We start from the raw sequence: 17,234 nt of genomic DNA on the forward strand, positions 1-17,234 counted from the left end.
AATGCTCTAATGAGTTGGCTCGGAAATCCCACGAGGCAAGCACATGACGGTGACGATCTACCACAATCCGGACTGCGGCACGTCCCGCAACACGCTGGCAATGATCCGCGCCAGCGGCGAAGAGCCGGTCGTCATCGAATATCTGAAAACGCCACCGAGCCGGGAGCGCCTGAAGGCGTTGATTGCCGCCATGCGGATCACCCCGCGCGCGCTGCTGCGGGAGAAGGGCACGCCCTTCACGGAACTCGGGCTCGCCGACCCGAAATGGACGGACGACGAGTTGATCGACTTCATGCTGGCGCACCCCATCCTCATCAACCGGCCGGTCGTCGAGACGCCAAGGGGCACGCGCCTGTGTCGGCCGTCGGAGGAAGTGCTGGAGTTGCTGGATAAGCCGGTTTCGAGCTTCACCAAGGAGGACGGCGAAGTCGTGACCTGTCCTGCCAGGAGTCGATAGATCGCGATCTGTGGCGCAAGACGCTTCGGGGAAGCATCCGCCTGCGCGAAGCTCCGCCTCGAAGCCGCCGGCCCGCTTCCTACCGCTCCCGCGCCGTCAGCGAAAACACCGCGCCTTCCGGATCCAGGCAGGGTGCGATCCAGGAGCCGCCGGGCACCTGCATCGGCTCCATCAGCACCTGGCCGCCATTGGCCTTGACCCGCTCGGCTGCCGCGTCGAGGCGTTCGACGGTGAAATAGAACTGCCAGAGCGGCATCGGGATGTTGGCGGGCTTGTTCATCATGCCGCCGGAACGCTCGGCGCCGGCGGTGAAGAGCTGGTAGGTGCCCATCGGCCCCATGTCCATCGCCTCGTCGGCCGTCCAGCCGAACTGGCCGGCATAGAAGTCCAGAGCCGCCTTCCAGTCGGTGGTATAGAGTTCGCGCCAGCCGACGGCGCCAGGCGTGTCGGCCGGCAGCGGCTCCTGGTCCGGCCCTTGCGGCGCCATCAACATGAAGGTGGCGCCTTGCGGGTCGGCGACGACGGAAAAACGGCCGATCTCCGGGATGTCTGCCGGCTCGCGATGGATGGCGCCGCCGGCTGCCTTGATCTTCGCGGTCGCAGCGTCGACGTCCTTGACGTGGATGTAGCCCACCCAGCAAGGCGGCGTGCCCATGGCCTTGGCTTCCGGCGGCATCCGCATGATGCCGCCGACGCCGGTCTCGCCGACCTTGACGATGATGTAGGGGTCTTGCGGGTCGCCCCAGTTTTCCGAGCCCCAGCCGACGACGGCCTTGTAGAATTTGGCAGCCGAGGCGGGATCGTCGGTCAGCAGTTCGTACCAGAAGAACCTGCTCGCGGGCATGGCTTGCTCCTCCATCCGTAACGTTGGCGCGATCGGGCGATCGCCGCCGCCGACAATGCGCCCGGAGCGTGACGACGGAAAGGCAGGATGGGCCGAAGCGCCGAGACTGCTGACAGTCAGTGTTGCGAGTTCTCACGCGACCCGATCCTTGCGGCCGCGGGTTACTCGCGGCGAAGCGGTGGACCAGGGGCGGGGCACCGCTGTCTTTTGCTTGCACGGGGCCCGCCACGCCTTACCTATAGGGGTACGTCCTTCAGGCGCGCTTTCAGCTCGCCGCCACGACAGCCACGCGTTCGGGAGCAGACCATGAACAAGGAAAAGAGCTTGGATCTCGAACATGCGATGCGGTCGATCGTGACCCTGCAGTCTACGATCCCCGAGGATGCCTTCACCGCCACGGTGCTCGGCACGCAGCGGTCCGGCAGCGGCGTGGTGATCGGCGACAAGGGGCTGGTGCTGACCATCGGTTATCTGGTCACCGAGGCGGAAGACATCTGGCTGACCGGAACCGACGGGCGCGCCGTTCCCGGCCACGCCCTGGCCTTCGACCAGGAGACCGGGTTCGGCCTGGTGCAGGCGATGGGCGCCTTCGACCTGCCGGCGCTCGAGTTCGGCAGCAGCAGGAAGGCGAAACCCGGAGACAAGGTGGTGCTGGCGGGCGGCGGGCGCGGCCAGTTCGTGCGCGCAGACATCGTCACCAAGCAGGAGTTCGCGGGCTATTGGGAATATCTTCTCGACGAGGCGGTCTTCACGGCGCCGGCGCATCCGTTGTGGGGCGGCGCCGGGCTGATCGGCGCCGACGGAAAATTGCTCGGCATCGGCTCGTTGCTGATGCAGATGGCCGCCAAGGGCAGTCGCCAGGACATCAACATGGTGGTGCCGATCGACCTTCTGCCGCCAGTGCTGGACGATCTTCTGAAATACGGACGCGTCGACAAGCCGCCGCGCCCCTGGCTCGGCATCTATTCGAGCGACAATGACGACAAGGTGGTGGTGATGGACGTCGATGCGCGCGGCCCGGCCGCCGCCGCCGGGCTGAAGCAGGGCGACGTGGTGACCGACGTGCGCGACGAGCAGGTCGACGACCTCGCCGATTTCTATCGAAAAGTGTGGAAGAGCGGCGAGGCCGGCGTCGAGATCCCGATGCGCGTCGTGCGCAACGGCCGCGACCTGTGGCTGCGCGTCAAGTCTGCCGACCGCCGCGATTTCTTGCGGAAGCCGCGGCTGCAGTAGGGCACGCCAATCGTCCACCATATGCGATTGCCAAGCCGAAATAGGGTTTCGTCCGGCGGCAATTGCAAGCGTCGCCGACCGCAGCGGACCGGCCTTGGCCATTAAAAATCTATCGATTTTTTGGGCGAAGTTTTAACTTCGATGCGCATCAATTTTGTGTGAGGATATAATAAAGACTGCGCCTTCCCTTGCGTAAAGTGCAGGATGTATTTGCCGGTTTTATTTGTCGTGCCGGTAAAACGCCTGTCGAGGGAGGTATATGTGGAAACCAAGAACTGGAACATCCTGTTCACCAGCATCATCCGCCGGACAAATCTCGCCGCCTGGGGCAACTGGGCGCTGAACCCGGATGTCGAGCCTGGCGCCGTCGGCATTCTCGAACCCACTACCGGCGCTTTCACCCGGGTGGCGTCGCTCTCCGAACTGAACATCCGCAAGGTGGACACGTCGGAGGAATGGTCGATCAAGGATTCCTCGGTGCGGCGCACCCAGACGGAGGTCGATTTCAAGGGCGGCTACGAGGACCCGACCACCCAGACCGAGGTGAATGTCGGTCTGAAGGTGAGCTGGGAGTTTTCGCAGGAAGGCAGCATCTCATCCAACGCCACGCTGGTCAGCAAGCAGTCGGTCGACAATTTCGGCGTGGCCATAAAAAGCCGTTTCGACGAACTGCTGGTCATGGCGCGCTCGGTGAACTACGCGACGCCCGACGGTAACGGCATCCGCCAGGGTTTTGGCGTCGTCACCCACACGATGGAAGCTTCGGGCGGCGCCAACGTTGCCTCTCTCAACAAGGACAGCACGTTTTCGCTGACCGGGTCCGTCGACGGCGTCAAGATCATGACCGGCGGCGGGACGGTGAAGGGCGACCTGCGCGGCTCCTACAAGGACACGCAGGAATCCAAGGCGTTTGAAAGCCGGCTGTGGCCGGTCAAGTCCAACGAGGCAGCCAAGACGCTGACGGCGCTGAGCTACCAGTTCGCCTCCTTCCAGGGCACGACCATCATGCCGACCTGGATCACGCCGGTTCATTCGTTCCGCGTGTTCTTCGACAACCGGCATGGCGGCACCTATATCGGCCGCTGCAAGGTGACCTGCAAAAGCGCCGCGCATGGCGGCAATTGGGAAGGCAAGGTGGATTGCTGGGGCGGCGCGATCCAGGTGATCAGCAACGTTCCGCTGGACGCCACGGACCTCGTCATCCTGGTGGACTTCGCCGCCGGTGCGGATTTCAGCTTCCCCATCCCGTCGCCGATCACCGAATGGCTCACCGGCGAATGCACGGTCGACCTGAGCGGCGTCTGGCCGTGGGGCGCGCATGCCGAGATCAAGAAGGCCGAGACGATCGAGATCAGGCAACTGGTCGAGGAAGTGCGCGGCAAGCAAGGCTGACGGAAACGGCGGGCCGCGGCGGACCCGTGCGGACGAGCGGGGCAGGTCAAACGGCGCAGGCGGACTTGGCCCGCTGGAGCGCACGGGCCAGATCACGGTGCGGTGGGCTGTCTTAGCACCTGCTCGAAGATCGCCAGCGCGTCCTCGAATCCCTCGGCCTGCGCGGCAAAACCGATGCGAAAATGCGCCGGCATGCCAAAACAGTCGCCCGGCGCGATCAGCACGCCTTGCGCGGCCAGCGCCTGGCAGAACGGGCGGCTGTCGCGGCGGTCGTTGAACCAGGGGAACGCCACCGTGCCGCCCTCTGGTCTCGCCCAGGAGACGATATGGGAGACGCGCTCCATGAAATCCGTCAACGCCGAAAGATTGGCGCTGGCGACCGCGCTCAGGCGCTCGAGCAGAACCTGGTGGTTTGTCAGCGCGTGCACCGCTAGCTCTTCGAGGATCGGCGAACTACTTATGGTGAAATAGCCGCGCGCGTCGACGGCGCGCTTGCGCAATGCGGCGTCGGCGATGACCAGCCAGCCCAGCCGGAGACCGGCGAGCGACAGCGCCTTCGACATGTCGCCCATGACGATGGCGTTGGGGATGTCCGCCGCCGTCGGCGATTGCCGGCCGAAATAGAGCGGGTGGTAGACCTCGTCGACGATCAGCGGCACGCCGCGTTCCGCGAAGTTTTCAGCAAGCGTCCTGATTTCGTCACGCGGCATGACCGAGCCGGCCGGGTTGTGGGGCGTGTTGACCAGTGCAAGCACGGTGCGCGCGTCGGCCGCGCCGACAACCGCTCCGGCGCGTTGGCAAAAGCCGTCGTCGCGGGAAAGCGTGTAGGCGCGCACGCCGAGCCCCCAGGCCTCGGCCATGACCGCGAAAGGAGAAAAGGCGGGGGCGGGCAGCACGACATTGGCTCCCGGCCGGGCCGCCAGGCAAAGCAGGATGAGCAGCGCTTCCGACGCTCCGGTGGTCACCACCACCCAGTCCGGGTCGACGCCGAGAAAGCCACCGATCGCCTCGCGCAGCCGCGTGCCGCCTTCCGGCGGCGCATAGCCGATCTTCACATTGCCGATGCTTGCACCGCCGCCCAGCGCCAGAAGCTCGTCGACGCTCCATTTCGGCCCGGTGCTGGCGGCAAGGTTGTAGCGGATCGACGGCGTGGCGAATTCATGCGCCGCCAGCCAATGGTCGAGCAGGAAGGGGGGCAGATTCATCCAAAAAGTCTCCGCGAGGCGCTGAACCTAACCGTGGCACGACCGGAGAGATAGGGCCAGCGCCGGCGGGCGCTGGCGGCATGGTTGCGGCAATGGCGACGACGCCCGCTCGAACCTTTTCGCGCGGGCGGCGTGCCGGAAAAACTCTCAGTCGTCCCAGGCGACGCCGACCGGAACGCCGGCATAAAGCGCCGCATCAACTACCATGTCCGACACCTGCTGGCGCGAGACCCCGAGGCCCGGGTTGCGCGTCATGATCTCGTCCACTGCGTCAGGCAACATGAGAAAACTGTTTTGTTTCGCTGCGACCGCGGTGCGCACGGCCGATGCCAGTTGATTTGCCGGTTGCATGTTTTGCCCCTTTAATAGTTCCCACCCGCGTATATTATGCCTGATTCGCCAACGACTTATTGATATTTTGCAGCAATCCGCGGCCCCTCTTTAAGCTTGTGTGCACGATCGCGTGACTGGGACGCGGATCAGACGCGGCCAGCGGTCGACGTTTGTCACACGCGCCGCAGACGCATGCCATGTCCGCCTGCATCTGCGCCGTCGACCGTCCAAGGATCGCGGCCCAAGAGGCCCGAACCTCCATAGGACCGATGCCTATTTGGAGGCGACGATCTTGCAGCCGCCGATGAACTTGACCTTGTATTTCTTGCGCCCGGCCTCGCAATCGGAGACCGCGGCTTTTTCCGCCGCGGCCTGCGAGCCGACATTGACGCGGGCGCCGCACACGAAATTGTAGATACCCGGTCCGTTCATGGTCGAGGCGTAGGCCGAATGGCCGGCCGCGGCGACATAGGCTTTGTAAGCCTTCTCGCAGCCGCCTTCCATGCCTTGCGGGAAATAGACGCTGGAGCGCTTGTTGCCGACCTTGCCGGCAAGTGATTCCGCCGCCAGCGCCGGGCCGGCGGCGAGACAGACGCCGGCGAGAAGCGACAGGACGATTTTGGAGAAGTATGGTTTTTTCATTCCAAGCCAACTTTATTGTATAACCCCAGAGAACCATGGCGGAGAAATTTCACTGTATCCAGTCTTTTCGTATAGTGCGGATGATAAATAGAAGAGGCGTGTGGCTTTTTTGACATAGGCCTTCGCTGTAACGGGCCGTCTGTGTAGAGACAGTATGAGCGCCCTTGGAAAGGGAGACCCGCGAGCCAATACGCTGCGGCGCTATTAGAGCGTGTCGCGCCCGGCAGCGTCGATCCGCCTTGAATTCCGCCGCCACTCGGCCATTCTCGGCGCAGAAGGCGCCGGGCGCGGCCGGCGGCGCAAGAGGGCATCGTCATGGCTACGGAAATACCGGTTCTGATTGTCGGTGCTGGCCCGACCGGCCTGTCGCTGGCGATCATGCTAAGGCTTAACGGCGTGCCCGTGCGCATCATCGACCGCAGCCCCGCACCGGCGGCCGTGTCGAAGGCGCTGGCCGTGTGGAGTGGCAGCCTGGAGGCGCTGCACGCCATGGGCGCGGTGGAAAAATTCCAGCAGCGCGGGGTCAGGCTGAAGTCGCTGATCGCCGGCGACGGCCCGCGCCAGCTTGCGGCGATCGCCGTCGGCGACGGCATCGACAGCCCCTATCCCTATCCGCTGTTGTTGCCGCAGTCGCGCACTGAGGAGATCCTGACGGAGCGGCTGGCCGGCCTCGGTGTGACGGTGGAACGCGGCGTCGAGCTGGTCGGCCTCGTCCAGGACGACAGCGGCGTGAACGCGACGCTGAAATATGACGATGGACGCGAGGAGCCGGTGCGGACAAAATACCTGGCCGGCGCCGACGGCGCGCGCAGCGCCGTGCGCCACGCCCTCGACGTCGCGTTCGAGGGCTATACCGAGCCGCAGATGTTCCTGCTCGGCGACGTCAGGATCGACGGCGCGAACCTTGACCGCCGCAGCCTCTACATCTGGTGGCACGGCGGCAACACGGTGGCGCTGTTCCCGTTCGAGGATGGCATCTGGCGCATCGTCACCATGCGCGAAGACAGCGAGGATTCCTCGCCGCCGACGCTGGAGGAATTGCAAGAACTCATGGATCGCCACGGCCCGCCCGGCGCGCGCATAGGCGATCCGACCTGGCTCTCCTCCTTCCGCATCAACGAGCGGCTGGCGCGAAAATTCCGCGTCGGCCGTGTGTTCCTGGCCGGCGACGCTGCCCACATCCACAGCCCGGCCGGCGGGCAGGGCATGAACACCGGCATCCAGGACGCCTTCAATCTCGGCTGGAAACTCGCTCACGTCCTGCAGGGACGCGGCGACGCGGAACTGCTGCTCGACAGCTACGAGGCGGAACGCCGCCCGGTGGCGCGCGAGGTGATCCGCGGCTCGGCGCAGCGGCTGCATGTCGCCTTCGCCCCCGGCAAGGTAGCGACCTTCGTGCGTGATATCGCGGTGACGGTGGCGGGCAATCTGCCCGCGGTGCAGAAGATGCTGACGGTGGAACTGTCGGAGACCACGATCGTCTACAAGGATGGCCCGCTGGTGGCGCTGGGCGACCCGCCGCGGCGGCCCAAACGTACGGATGTCGGGACGCGCGCCCTCGACGCGACGTTCGTCGACGTTGCCAGCGGCGAGCCGCGGCCGTTGTGGCCGGAGTTCTTGCCGACCGGCCACACGCTGCTGCTGTTTCCCGCGCCCGGCAAGCCGTTTTCGCTCGACGGCGCTCAGGACGCTTTTGCGGGCAACGCGCTGAAAATCCTGATGCTGGACGAGAGGAGCGATCCCAACGGCGAAGTGCGCGATCGCTACCACGTCGAAGCGCCGGGCTGGGTGCTGGTGCGTCCCGACCAGGTGGTGGCGGCGCGCGGGACGGAGGAGGAGATTGGGCGGGCGACGGCGTATCTTGAAAGGGTGGCGGGCCTCGCGGCCGCGCGTCCCGAGCACGCCGAACGGCCCTTCGCGGAAACCAGATGAAGTCTGGAAAAACGAATGGGGCCAATGGGATGGCCGGCGGAAAGCGCGATTTCGCCGAGACACGCATCGCCGGCCGCCGCGAAACGCCGTTCCGGCCCGACCGGTGTCGGAATCTTCGGTCGCGACGCACGGCCCGGAGTTGCGATCACAACGATAGGAAAATAATCCTTGACACCGTGATGCCGGTCTGGCATGGTTGCGCTATCGTCGGATAGGCGTGGCTGGTCGCGGCCCACCGCTTGCGGCGCCGGGCTGGGCCGCCTGTCAGGCGCGTCGCGTCACTCGATGATGCGCACGGCCTGGGAAACGGCTACCGACCTGACTTTGTCGTCCTGTTCGAGGGTTTCCAGCGTTTCCGGCGCGAATTCGGCGGTGAACAGTTTTTCGTCGATACGCTCGGTCAGGCGGACCCCTTCCGGCACATAGTCGTCTTGCTTCACCTTGATGATGGCGCGAAGGTCGCAGTTTTCCCGCTGCGCCCTTTCCACGACGACGCCTCCGGTCACCTTGTGAAACGCGTTGGATTTTATCTCGAAGCCGCCCATCTCACACTCCGCGTTGGCGTTGGCACGCAGCAGTCATCTCCGCAATATAGGGCATCCGGCGGTCAAGGAGTATCCCCGTGGCCAGATCGAAGAGGCATAGCCGTCACGCGGTCTTCTTTCGCGCCCGCCTGGCCTTTTTCGGCTTTGCTGCGGTGGTTGTCGCCGCGGGAGCGGCCACCGCGGCCACGGCTGGGCCGGGCGACAGCGCGATCACTTCGCGGAGGGCCGCGGCCGCGTCGACCCGCCCGGCGCCGTAGCGGTCGTCCCACGCGGTGCCGGGCGGAGGGTTGCGCCGCGCCGTCCTGACCAGAATGTCGCGGACCTGCCGGATGTCGAGTTGCAGGCCGCGGCTGCGCGCCTCGGCAAACATCAGCGCGACGATGCCCGCGACCGCCGGCGCCGCCATGCTGGTGCCGCTTTTGAGCGTCGTGCCGGTCCGGGTTCGGGAGTGGGCCGCGACGACCGCGTGTCCGGGTCCTGAGAGCTCGGGTTTTTCCCGTCCGTCCCGGGTCGGGCCGGCGCTCGAAAACCAGGAGATCGGCCTGCTTGGCTTGTGCGCGTCGTAGGAGCCTACGACGATCGCCAGCTTTCCGCAGGAGATGGAGCCCACGGTGTGCGTATTGTCGTGCGGCGGCGCGAAGGCGGACTGGGAACGGTTGTCGCGCTCGATCCACGCATGAAAGCTGCCGTCGGTGATGGCGTCTCCGTGCAGGCGCAGCGTCCAGTCGCCGCCCGAAGCCGTCCGTTCGAGGAAGACGTTGATCATGTTGTCGCCGTTGTTCGGATCATCGAGCCGGTTCGCGGCGAAAATCTCGATCCCGCCCGCGGCGCCGGTCGCGGACGCGTTGTTTCCCGGGCTCACCGTGACGAGGCCGTTGCCGCCCGGCGCGATCAGCTCGAGCGAAATCCGGTCGGCGCCCGGATACCAGAGCTCGAACTCGCCGTGGCTGACATTGCCGAACGGAACCCGCCAGACGATATCGTGCGTGTCCCCCGCGGCGACGCGGCCGGCGTAGTGGATGCCGTCGTCGTAGGAGTTGGAGGCGGCGATCGTCACGGCCCGGTCGGGCGCGCCGCTGACCAGGCTGTCGATGCCTTCCTCCACGAGCGTGGTGCCGTCATGCGGCCCTCCATTCGTTCCCAGGCTGATGTTGACCACGCATGGGCGGCCGTCCGCCTTTGTGACGATGTATTTGATCGCCTCCAGCAGTTGCGCCGAGTCGCCGAACCGGGAGCCGACGACCTCCGGTCCGAAGAATGCAATGTCGTCATGCGCGACGTCGACAAAAACCAGGTCGGCGTTCGGCGCGAACCCGGCCGCACCCGAGCCGTTGCCGTTTCCGGCAGCGATGTCCATCACATGCGTGCCGTGCGTGCCCGTGGAGAAGGGCGTGTCGAGACCCGGGCCATAACCCAGGGCGGAATAGGGATCGGCCTGCCTCAGCGCCGCGTCGATCTCGGCGCGCGTGAATTCGCGGCCATAGGGAACGGCGGCGGACATTCCGGACGAGCGGTCCTGCTTCCAGATCGACAGGAGGCGCGTCGAGCCGGAGGCCGACAGGAAATTCCGGTGCGCGAAGTCGCAGCCGTAGTCGACGATGCCGACGACGACGCCGGCGCCGCCATTGGCCATCGCGCCCGCAGGCAAGGAGGCTGGGGCCGCGCCGGTTTCCTCGACGCCGGCGGCAAGCGCGGGCGCCAGGCGCTGCCCGGCCTTGAGGCTTTTGACGAAGCCGCGGCTCCTGACCGATTCGATGCGCTGCGCCGGTATGCGGCCGGTCACGATCGTGTCGCCCGTTTCCGTGGGACCGATCTCCATGCTGGCGCGGACTTCGCTGAGGGCCTCCCACTCCGCATAACTGGTCACCTTGGCGATGACCGCGACTTCGTCGACCTCGGCGGAAGCCGAGGCGGCCTGCCGGATGCCGAGTTCGCGGCGCGCTATGACGCGTTGCAGGCGGGGGTCCAACTGAATGTCGACTTTCGCCCGGAAGACCGTCGGCGGGGCGGCCAGTACGGCCACCGCCGCCGGGTCGGATTCCATGGTGGAAGCAACGAGATAGGCACGGCTGGCTTCCAAGTCCGAATTACTCGGCATTTGAACCTCCTGTCGCCTAAAGCGGAAAAATATATCAAATAATATAGGGAATTGAAGTGGAAATATTGCAAGATACGATTTGTATTGTCGCCACAAGGCGATGCTCCGGCCGCATGTGCCCTCGCGGCGTCGATCCGGGCGACTGCACGTCCCATACGCGTCGTGCCGCCGGTCGCCACATCGACCGTGCCGAGAGAACAACGCCAGCGGTGCGGCGCGCGAGCAGCGCGGGCTTGAGCATCCGAGGCTCCAGGCGCGCGCTTCCATCCATTCATGCCCCGTTCACTTGACCGCCTGTACGACGAGGCCCTCGAAAATGAGGAGACCTATCCATGGCACTGATCAGAGGCACCAACGGCGGCGAGATCATCCCCGGCACGTCCCAGAGTGACGAGATCTACGGCTACGGCGGCAACGACAAGATCTACGGCTACGAAGGCCACGACTTCATCTCCGGCGGCGCCGGCAACGACACGCTCTACGGGGGCTCGGGCGACGACGACATCTATGGCGACAGCGGCATCAACACGCTTGTTGGTGGCTCCGGCGAGGACTGGTTCCGCACAAGCGCCCGCTCGACCGGCCTGAGCGACGACTATATTGCCGATTTCGAACTGGGCTACGACCGCATCGATCTGCGCAACTGGGGCGTGTCCGATTTCACCCAGGTGCAGGCGCTGCTCGGCAACACATCCGACGGCGGCTCGATCATCAACGCCTATCTCGGCGGCGTGAACCATGTCATCGAGATCGCGGATGTCACCCGCGGCGAATTCATCTCCGGCGATTTCGTGTTCGACACCTCCACCGCCGCGCGCAATCTGAGCGGCACGAATTCCGCCGACGTGCTGTTCGGCGGACGTGGCCACGACCTGATCGACGGCAATGGCGGCAGCGACAGACTGCTTGGCGGGCTCGGCAACGACGACATCTATGGCGAAAGCGGCAACGACCAGATCTGGGGCGGGCTGGGCAGCGACCTGTTGTCGGGCGGTTCCGGCGACGACGTCTTCCGCTTCGTCAGCGTCTCGGAGATGACCAGCGCCTCGGGCAGGGACGTGATCACCGATTTCCAGATCAATGACGGTTTTGGCTATGACGACCTGATCGACCTCTCGAAGATCGATGCCGATCCGACACGCGCCGGTAACCAGGCGTTCGACTTCATCGGCCGGGACGGGTTTATCTTCCCCGGCGAATTGCGTTACGCCTACAATTCGGCGGGCGACACGGTGATCGCCGGCAACATCGATAACGATACGTCGGCCGAGTTCCAGATCGTGCTCGTCGGCCGCCACGTGCTCGACGCGAACGACTTTATCGTGTGAGCGATAGACGCCGGTCGCGGCGCACAGTCAGAGCCTATGTGACCGGCCAATGTTGGGCCGTTCGCGGCGCTGGCGGTCGAAGTCAGGCGCTCACTCCGGCAGCGAAAACACCGCGCAGGGCGCGGCGATGCCGCGCAGCGGATGGTTTCCGAGCGGGACCAGCGGCTGGCTGGTATGCGTCGCGAAAGCGCCGGAGACCAGCACCGTGCGGCCGAGTTCCTTGCACAGCCCTTCCAACCGGCTGACCAGGTTGACGGCAGGGCCGATCGCGGTGAAGTCCAGGCGGTCGGCGGCGCCGATATTGCCCCACAGCATCTCGCCGACATGCAGCGCCAGCCCGAACGGCAGCGGCGGCAGGTTTTGCGCGGCCCGGGCGCTGTCGAGATGGTCCATGCCGGCGCGCGCCGCCGCCACCGCGCGCAGCGCGGCCTCGCAGGCCCCGATCGCATCGCGCTCGCCGATCGGGAAGATCGCCAGGACGCCGTCGCCGATGAATTTCAGCACCTCGCCGCCGAAGGCGTGGACGGCGCCGGCGATGCGGTCGAACCAGGCGTCGAGCGCCGCGACGACGTCTTCCGGCGCGGTCCGCTCCGACAGGTCGGTGAAGCCGCGCAGGTCGGCGTAAAGCAGAGCGGCGCGGATCGTCTCCCCCGGCTCGCGCCGCAGCCGCCCGGCCAGCACCTGCGCGGCGCTGCGCCGGCCGAGATAAGTTTCCAGCAGCACGGCCAGCGTCGAGCGCGTGGCAAGAGCGGCGAGCGGCGCGGCGGCGAAACGCGCCACCTCGCGCAACAGGTCCAACTCCCCGGGGCTGAACGGGCGAGCCGCCGCCCAGCCGATCACCGCGCCGCCGGGATGTTCGCCGGCCGGTGTTTCCAGCACCTCGGCCGCGCCCAGGCCCTCCAGCCAGTCGCGGCCGACATTTTTGGCGGATCCGGCGGCCGGCAGGCCAAAACCCAGCGCCTCGACGATGCGTCCGTTGTCAGCCCGCCACAAGAAAGTGCGCCGCGAAATGATCGGATGCGGCGCCGATTGCGTCAGCGCGCCGCCGGTGAGCGGCAGGCCGTCGGCGGCAAGCCGGGCGCCGAGCGCGGCGAGCAAGGCGTCGGCGCCGGGCAGGCCGGCCGCCTCGTCGATCAGAAAGGAGAGCGCGGAGGGCAGGTGCATGGCCGCCACCATGCAACGCCGCCGCCCGCATGTCATGAGGATGCAGCGGCTTTCTTGCGCCGGGCGTCGACCGGACTACATTTCCACTGGAGATGGCAATTTGTTCCAGCCGGAGGAAACAGGCCGATGACAGAGACTCTGCACGCCGAGGTCGAGATCGCCGCCCCGCAGGCGACGGTGTTTGCCTTCCTGACCGATCCCGACAAGATCATGCGCTGGATCGGCGAGGCCCAATCCGAGCCGCATCCGGGCGGCATCTACCTCGTCACCGTCGGCGGCAAGCATGTCGCCCGCGGCCACTTCACGGAAGTCATCCCGGTCCATCGGCTGGCCTACAGTTTTGGTTGGGAAGGGCGGGACGAAGTGCCGCCGGGATCGGGCCTGGTCGAGATCGATCTGGTCGAGAAGGACGGTGGAACGCTGGTTCGCTTCACCCATAGCGGACTGCCCAACGAGGAAGAGCGGGCAAGCCACGAAAAGGGCTGGAGCCACTATCTCGCCCGGCTGGCGATCGCAGCGGCCGGCGGCGATCCGGGGCCGGACGCACCGACGAAAGGGTAGGGGAGGCGACGCCACATGCTGACGGTGGCTGGCGAACGGCCGTTCACCCCCGCAGCACATAGAACTGGCCCTTGCCGCCGCGGCGGTCCACTTCGCGGATGATCTCGCGCACCGCAAGATCGGACGGGTTGCCGGTCTTGTTCTCGAACACCTCGCGGTTGCCGTGCGGCCGGGGGCCGATGCAGCCGGTGACCCAGCCGACATTGGGCGCCTCGTGGATGAGGATCGCCTGCTGCTGCAGGCTGGAGCCGCCGAGCACGCGCAGGCAGATGCCGTCATGGCCGGGGCGCAATTCCTTGACCGCGCTGTTGTTGCGCTCGACGCGCAGGCCGTAGGGCTTGTCGCGCCGCATCAGCCGCACGAAGCCGATGTCCCATATGTCCACCCGGCCGTCATCGGTGCGATAGCGCTCGACCGTGGTGAAGAGTTTTGTCGACAGGACGTCGCCGAACGTCGCGACAAAGACCTTTCGGCTGTTGATGGTGAACTCGACCTGCCTTCCGCCGCACAGCATGTCCGCCGGCACCGGCTGGTCGAACTGGGCGCAGTGGATGGGGCCGCCGATGACCATCATCATCGTGCCCCACAGTCCGCTGTAGCGTTTGCGGTTGGCCGGCATATTGAGGGGCTGGCGGGCGGTCCGGTAGAGCCGTCCGCGGTCGTCGGCTGACAAATTGTCGACGTCGTCGACGATTTCGCCCTTGGCGCCGTGGTCGTAGATGAACTCGTCCTTGGGCCAGCGTGTGTGGATCAGCGTGACGAATTCCATGGAGCTCCGATGTCCTTTCGGCTGGCGGGTCTGGCGCGGCCGGAAAAGGTCCGCCAGCGACGGTACGGCTGCTGCGAGGGACAGCAGCCGTTGTCGCCTGAGATATGCGAGGTTGCACATGAAAGTGAAAACTCGCAACCAACAATGTGGAATTATCCGAAAAATGTATCCGGACTGTGTCGCCTCACATCCGGAACACGCCGAACTTCGTGTCCTCCACCGGCGCGTTGAGTGCGGCGGAGAGCGAAAGTGCGAGCACCTCGCGCGAGCGGGCCGGGTCGATGATGCCGTCGTCCCACAGGCGAGCGGAGGAGTAGAGCGGGTGGCCCTCGCGCTCGTATTTTTCCAGGATGGGCGCCCGGAATTTCTGCTCGTCCTCGAAACTCCAGTTTTCGTTTTTGCGTTCAAAACCTTCGCGCTTGACCAGCGCCAGCACGGTGGCCGCCTGCTCGCCGCCCATGACAGAGATGCGGGCGTTCGGCCACATCCACAGGAAGCGGGGTGAATAGGCGCGCCCGCACATGCCGTAATTGCCGGCGCCGAACGAGCCGCCGATGATCATCGTCACCTTCGGCACCTGTGCCGTCGCCACCGCCGTGACCAGCTTGGCGCCGTCCTTGGCGATGCCGCCGGCCTCGTATTTGCGCCCGACCATGAAGCCGGTGATGTTCTGCAAAAACACCAGCGGAATTTTGCGCTGGCAGCAGAGCTCGATGAAATGCGCGCCCTTCAGAGCGCTTTCGGAAAACAGCACGCCGTTGTTGGCGAGAATGCCCACCGGCATGCCGAAAATATGGGCGAAGCCGGTGACCAGCGTCGTGCTGTAATTCTGCTTGAACTCGTCGAGTTCGGAGCCGTCGACGATGCGGGCGATCACCTCGCGCACGTCATAGGGTTTTCGCGTGTCCTGCGGGATGATGCCGTAGAGTTCGCGCGGGTCGTGCAGCGGCGGGGCGGGATCGCGTAAGTCGAGCTTTACGCTCTTCGAGCGATTGAGGTTCTTCACGATGCGCCGCGCAATCGCCAGCGCGTGCTCGTCGTCCTGGGCCAGATGGTCTGCGACGCCGGAAAGCTTTGCATGCACCTCGGCGCCGCCGAGGTCTTCGGCGGAAACATCCTCACCGGTCGCGGCCTTGACCAGCGGCGGGCCGCCCAGAAAAATCGTGCCCTGGTTCTTGACGATGATGGATTCGTCCGACATGGCCGGCACATAGGCGCCGCCCGCCGTGCAGGACCCCATGACACAGGCGATCTGCGGTATGCCCGCGGCCGACATGGTCGCCTGGTTGTAGAAGATGCGACCGAAATGTTCGCGGTCGGGAAACACCTCGTCCTGGTTGGGCAGGTTGGCGCCGCCGGAATCGACCAAGTAAATACAGGGCAGGTTGTTCTCGCGCGCGATTTCCTGGGCGCGCAGATGTTTTTTGACGGTGAGCGGATAATAGGTGCCGCCCTTCACGGTGGCGTCATTGACAACGACCATGACTTCCCGCCCCTCGACGCGGCCGATGCCGGCGATCATGCCGGCGGCCGAGATGGCGTCGTCATACATTTCCCAGGCCGCGAACTGGCCGATCTCCAGGAAGGGCGAGCCGGCGTCTAGCAGTTGCGCCAATCTTTCACGCGGCAAAAGTTTTCCGCGCGAGGTGTGGCGGCGCCGCGCTTCCTCCGAGCCGCCTCGCTGCACGGTTTCCGCCTTGGCGGCGATGTCGGCGACCAGCGTTTCCATGCGCTCGGCATTGGCGCGAAAGGCGTCGGAGGCGGGGGATATCTGGGATTTCAGGACAGGCATGGAAGGGTCCCGGGTTTGCGAACGACTTACCGGATCAACTCGACGCGGCAGGGAAGGTCGAGTGTCGCCCAGATGCGGTCGGCTGTCACCACGGTTGCCTTGCGCTCGACGGCTGTGGCAATGCAGGCCCGGTCAGCAAAGGAAAGCCCGGCATGCTTTGTCGCGGGACGGAGGGATGCGGTGGCAACCGCCAGGTCACCGTCGAAAGGGACGAGTTCAATCTGCTGCGCGGCCAGAAAGCTGCGCATGTCGTCGATCGGTAGCCCCTTCTCGGCGCCGCGCATGAGCGTCTCGCTCCAGTTCACGGCTGGCACCAGCGCACCCGGCAGCCGTGCTATCGCCATTTCGGCGCCCGGTTCGTCCCGCAGGATCGCGAGCAGCGCCGACGCATCGAAAACATAGGCCGTCACCCGCCGCGATTCCGCGTGTCCAGCGCTGCCGCCTCACGCTCCAGGCGGGCGTAACGCTCGTCCTCCCGCCGTGCCTCTTCGCGACGCTCGGCGATCAACTCGTCGACCACGTTTTCGTTGGGGTGTTCTGCCCGCCACTTGCGCGCGAAAGCCTGCACGCGCTTCAGCGCCACGCCGGGCGAGACGATGCGGAACTCGCCATCCACCACCTGCGCCGTCACCGTGTCGCCGGGCTTGATCAGCATGGCCGCGCGCATTTCGGCGGGGATGACGATCCGCCCTGCATTGTCGACCTTAAGGCGGACATAAGCCACCGATTGCGGACCCGCCTCAGCACTGATGGCAGCAGCGTCGTAAGGCGTCTGGGGACTTTCTCCGAATCCCTGGCCACTCATGGCAATGGCTCCATTCTTTCCAAATGGCAGATTAGACGAAAATGGCAGATGGTTCAACGATTCCCATTTTCCACGTCTTCGCCAGACGTTTTTGCGTCCGGGCAATCATCTCTCCGCTATCCTTTCCCGACCTA

The 17,234-nt window shown here is 65.5% G+C and carries 16 protein-coding genes; 6 read left to right on the forward strand and 10 right to left on the reverse strand.

From position 1 onward, the window contains the following. Positions 1-43: 43 nt before the first annotated feature. Positions 44-457, forward strand: coding sequence for an arsenate reductase (glutaredoxin) (gene arsC, locus RB623_RS23005; protein ID WP_308059347.1), 414 nt, complete (start codon positions 44-46; stop codon positions 455-457). A 79-nt stretch (positions 458-536) separates the two neighbouring features. Here the strand turns inward: arsC and RB623_RS23010 are convergent, their stop codons facing one another. Further along, a complete protein-coding gene (locus tag RB623_RS23010) occupies positions 537-1,316 on the reverse strand; it encodes a VOC family protein (RefSeq protein ID WP_308059348.1) in 780 nt (259 codons plus the stop codon). Positions 1,317-1,625: 309 nt separating this feature from the next. On the opposite strand from RB623_RS23010, the gene RB623_RS23015 reads away from it, so the two are divergent. Next, positions 1,626-2,534, forward strand: a complete 909-nt coding sequence (locus tag RB623_RS23015; protein ID WP_308059401.1) for a S1C family serine protease — start codon at positions 1,626-1,628, stop codon at positions 2,532-2,534. Positions 2,535-2,795: 261 nt separating this feature from the next. Further along, the gene (locus RB623_RS23020; RefSeq protein WP_308059349.1) at positions 2,796-3,926 is read left to right on the forward strand and encodes a hypothetical protein; all 1,131 of its coding nucleotides are present in this window, start codon (positions 2,796-2,798) and stop codon (positions 3,924-3,926) included. Between the two features lie 92 nt (positions 3,927-4,018). On the opposite strand, the gene RB623_RS23025 is transcribed toward RB623_RS23020, so the two are convergent. Continuing rightward, complete coding sequence (locus RB623_RS23025) at positions 4,019-5,131, reverse strand: aminotransferase class I/II-fold pyridoxal phosphate-dependent enzyme (protein ID WP_308059350.1); 1,113 nt, start codon at positions 5,129-5,131, stop codon at positions 4,019-4,021. Positions 5,132-5,737: 606 nt separating this feature from the next. Further along, positions 5,738-6,106, reverse strand: coding sequence for a hypothetical protein (locus tag RB623_RS23030; RefSeq protein ID WP_308059351.1), 369 nt, complete (start codon positions 6,104-6,106; stop codon positions 5,738-5,740). 315 nt (positions 6,107-6,421) lie between these two features. On the opposite strand from RB623_RS23030, the gene RB623_RS23035 reads away from it, so the two are divergent. Then, positions 6,422-8,038, forward strand: a complete 1,617-nt coding sequence (locus RB623_RS23035; protein ID WP_308059352.1) for an FAD-dependent monooxygenase — start codon at positions 6,422-6,424, stop codon at positions 8,036-8,038. A gap of 278 nt (positions 8,039-8,316) precedes the next feature. Here RB623_RS23035 and RB623_RS23040 read toward each other — a convergent pair whose 3' ends face one another. Together RB623_RS23040 and RB623_RS23045 are read right to left on the reverse strand one after the other, a co-directional pair. Further along, a complete protein-coding gene (locus tag RB623_RS23040; protein WP_308059353.1) occupies positions 8,317-8,583 on the reverse strand; it encodes a hypothetical protein in 267 nt (88 codons plus the stop codon). A 103-nt stretch (positions 8,584-8,686) separates the two neighbouring features. Further along, a complete protein-coding gene (locus RB623_RS23045; protein ID WP_308059354.1) occupies positions 8,687-10,681 on the reverse strand; it encodes a S8 family serine peptidase in 1,995 nt (664 codons plus the stop codon). 332 nt (positions 10,682-11,013) lie between these two features. Between RB623_RS23045 and RB623_RS23050 the strand changes: the two genes are divergently transcribed. Continuing rightward, positions 11,014-12,009 carry a M10 family metallopeptidase C-terminal domain-containing protein gene (locus tag RB623_RS23050; protein WP_308059355.1) on the forward strand — a complete coding sequence of 332 codons (996 nt, stop codon included), beginning with the start codon at positions 11,014-11,016 and terminating at the stop codon, positions 12,007-12,009. A gap of 90 nt (positions 12,010-12,099) precedes the next feature. Here RB623_RS23050 and RB623_RS23055 read toward each other — a convergent pair whose 3' ends face one another. Next, on the reverse strand, positions 12,100-13,173 hold the full coding sequence (locus RB623_RS23055; protein ID WP_308059356.1) for an adenylate/guanylate cyclase domain-containing protein: 1,074 nt from the start codon (positions 13,171-13,173) through the stop codon (positions 12,100-12,102). Positions 13,174-13,299: 126 nt separating this feature from the next. Here RB623_RS23055 and RB623_RS23060 point away from each other — a divergent pair, with 126 nt between their 5' ends. Then, positions 13,300-13,734, forward strand: coding sequence for an SRPBCC family protein (locus RB623_RS23060; RefSeq protein WP_308059357.1), 435 nt, complete (start codon positions 13,300-13,302; stop codon positions 13,732-13,734). A gap of 43 nt (positions 13,735-13,777) precedes the next feature. On the opposite strand, the gene RB623_RS23065 is transcribed toward RB623_RS23060, so the two are convergent. The 4 genes from RB623_RS23065 to RB623_RS23080 all read right to left on the reverse strand — a co-directional run bounded on the left by RB623_RS23065 (position 13,778) and on the right by RB623_RS23080 (position 17,100). Next, on the reverse strand, positions 13,778-14,503 hold the full coding sequence (locus RB623_RS23065) for a hypothetical protein (protein ID WP_308059358.1): 726 nt from the start codon (positions 14,501-14,503) through the stop codon (positions 13,778-13,780). A gap of 184 nt (positions 14,504-14,687) precedes the next feature. Further along, positions 14,688-16,295: a carboxyl transferase domain-containing protein gene (locus RB623_RS23070; RefSeq protein ID WP_308059359.1), complete on the reverse strand. Its 1,608-nt coding sequence runs from the start codon at positions 16,293-16,295 to the stop codon at positions 14,688-14,690. A gap of 26 nt (positions 16,296-16,321) precedes the next feature. Continuing rightward, positions 16,322-16,705, reverse strand: a complete 384-nt coding sequence (locus RB623_RS23075) for a type II toxin-antitoxin system VapC family toxin (RefSeq protein WP_308059361.1) — start codon at positions 16,703-16,705, stop codon at positions 16,322-16,324. Continuing rightward, positions 16,702-17,100: an AbrB/MazE/SpoVT family DNA-binding domain-containing protein gene (locus RB623_RS23080; RefSeq protein ID WP_308059362.1), complete on the reverse strand. Its 399-nt coding sequence runs from the start codon at positions 17,098-17,100 to the stop codon at positions 16,702-16,704. Before RB623_RS23080 ends, RB623_RS23075 begins: the two co-directional genes overlap by 4 nt. Positions 17,101-17,234 lie beyond the last annotated feature (134 nt).

The sequence above is a fragment of the Mesorhizobium sp. LHD-90 genome, assembly GCF_030929505.1.
Classification (GTDB): domain Bacteria; phylum Pseudomonadota; class Alphaproteobacteria; order Rhizobiales; family Rhizobiaceae; genus Kumtagia.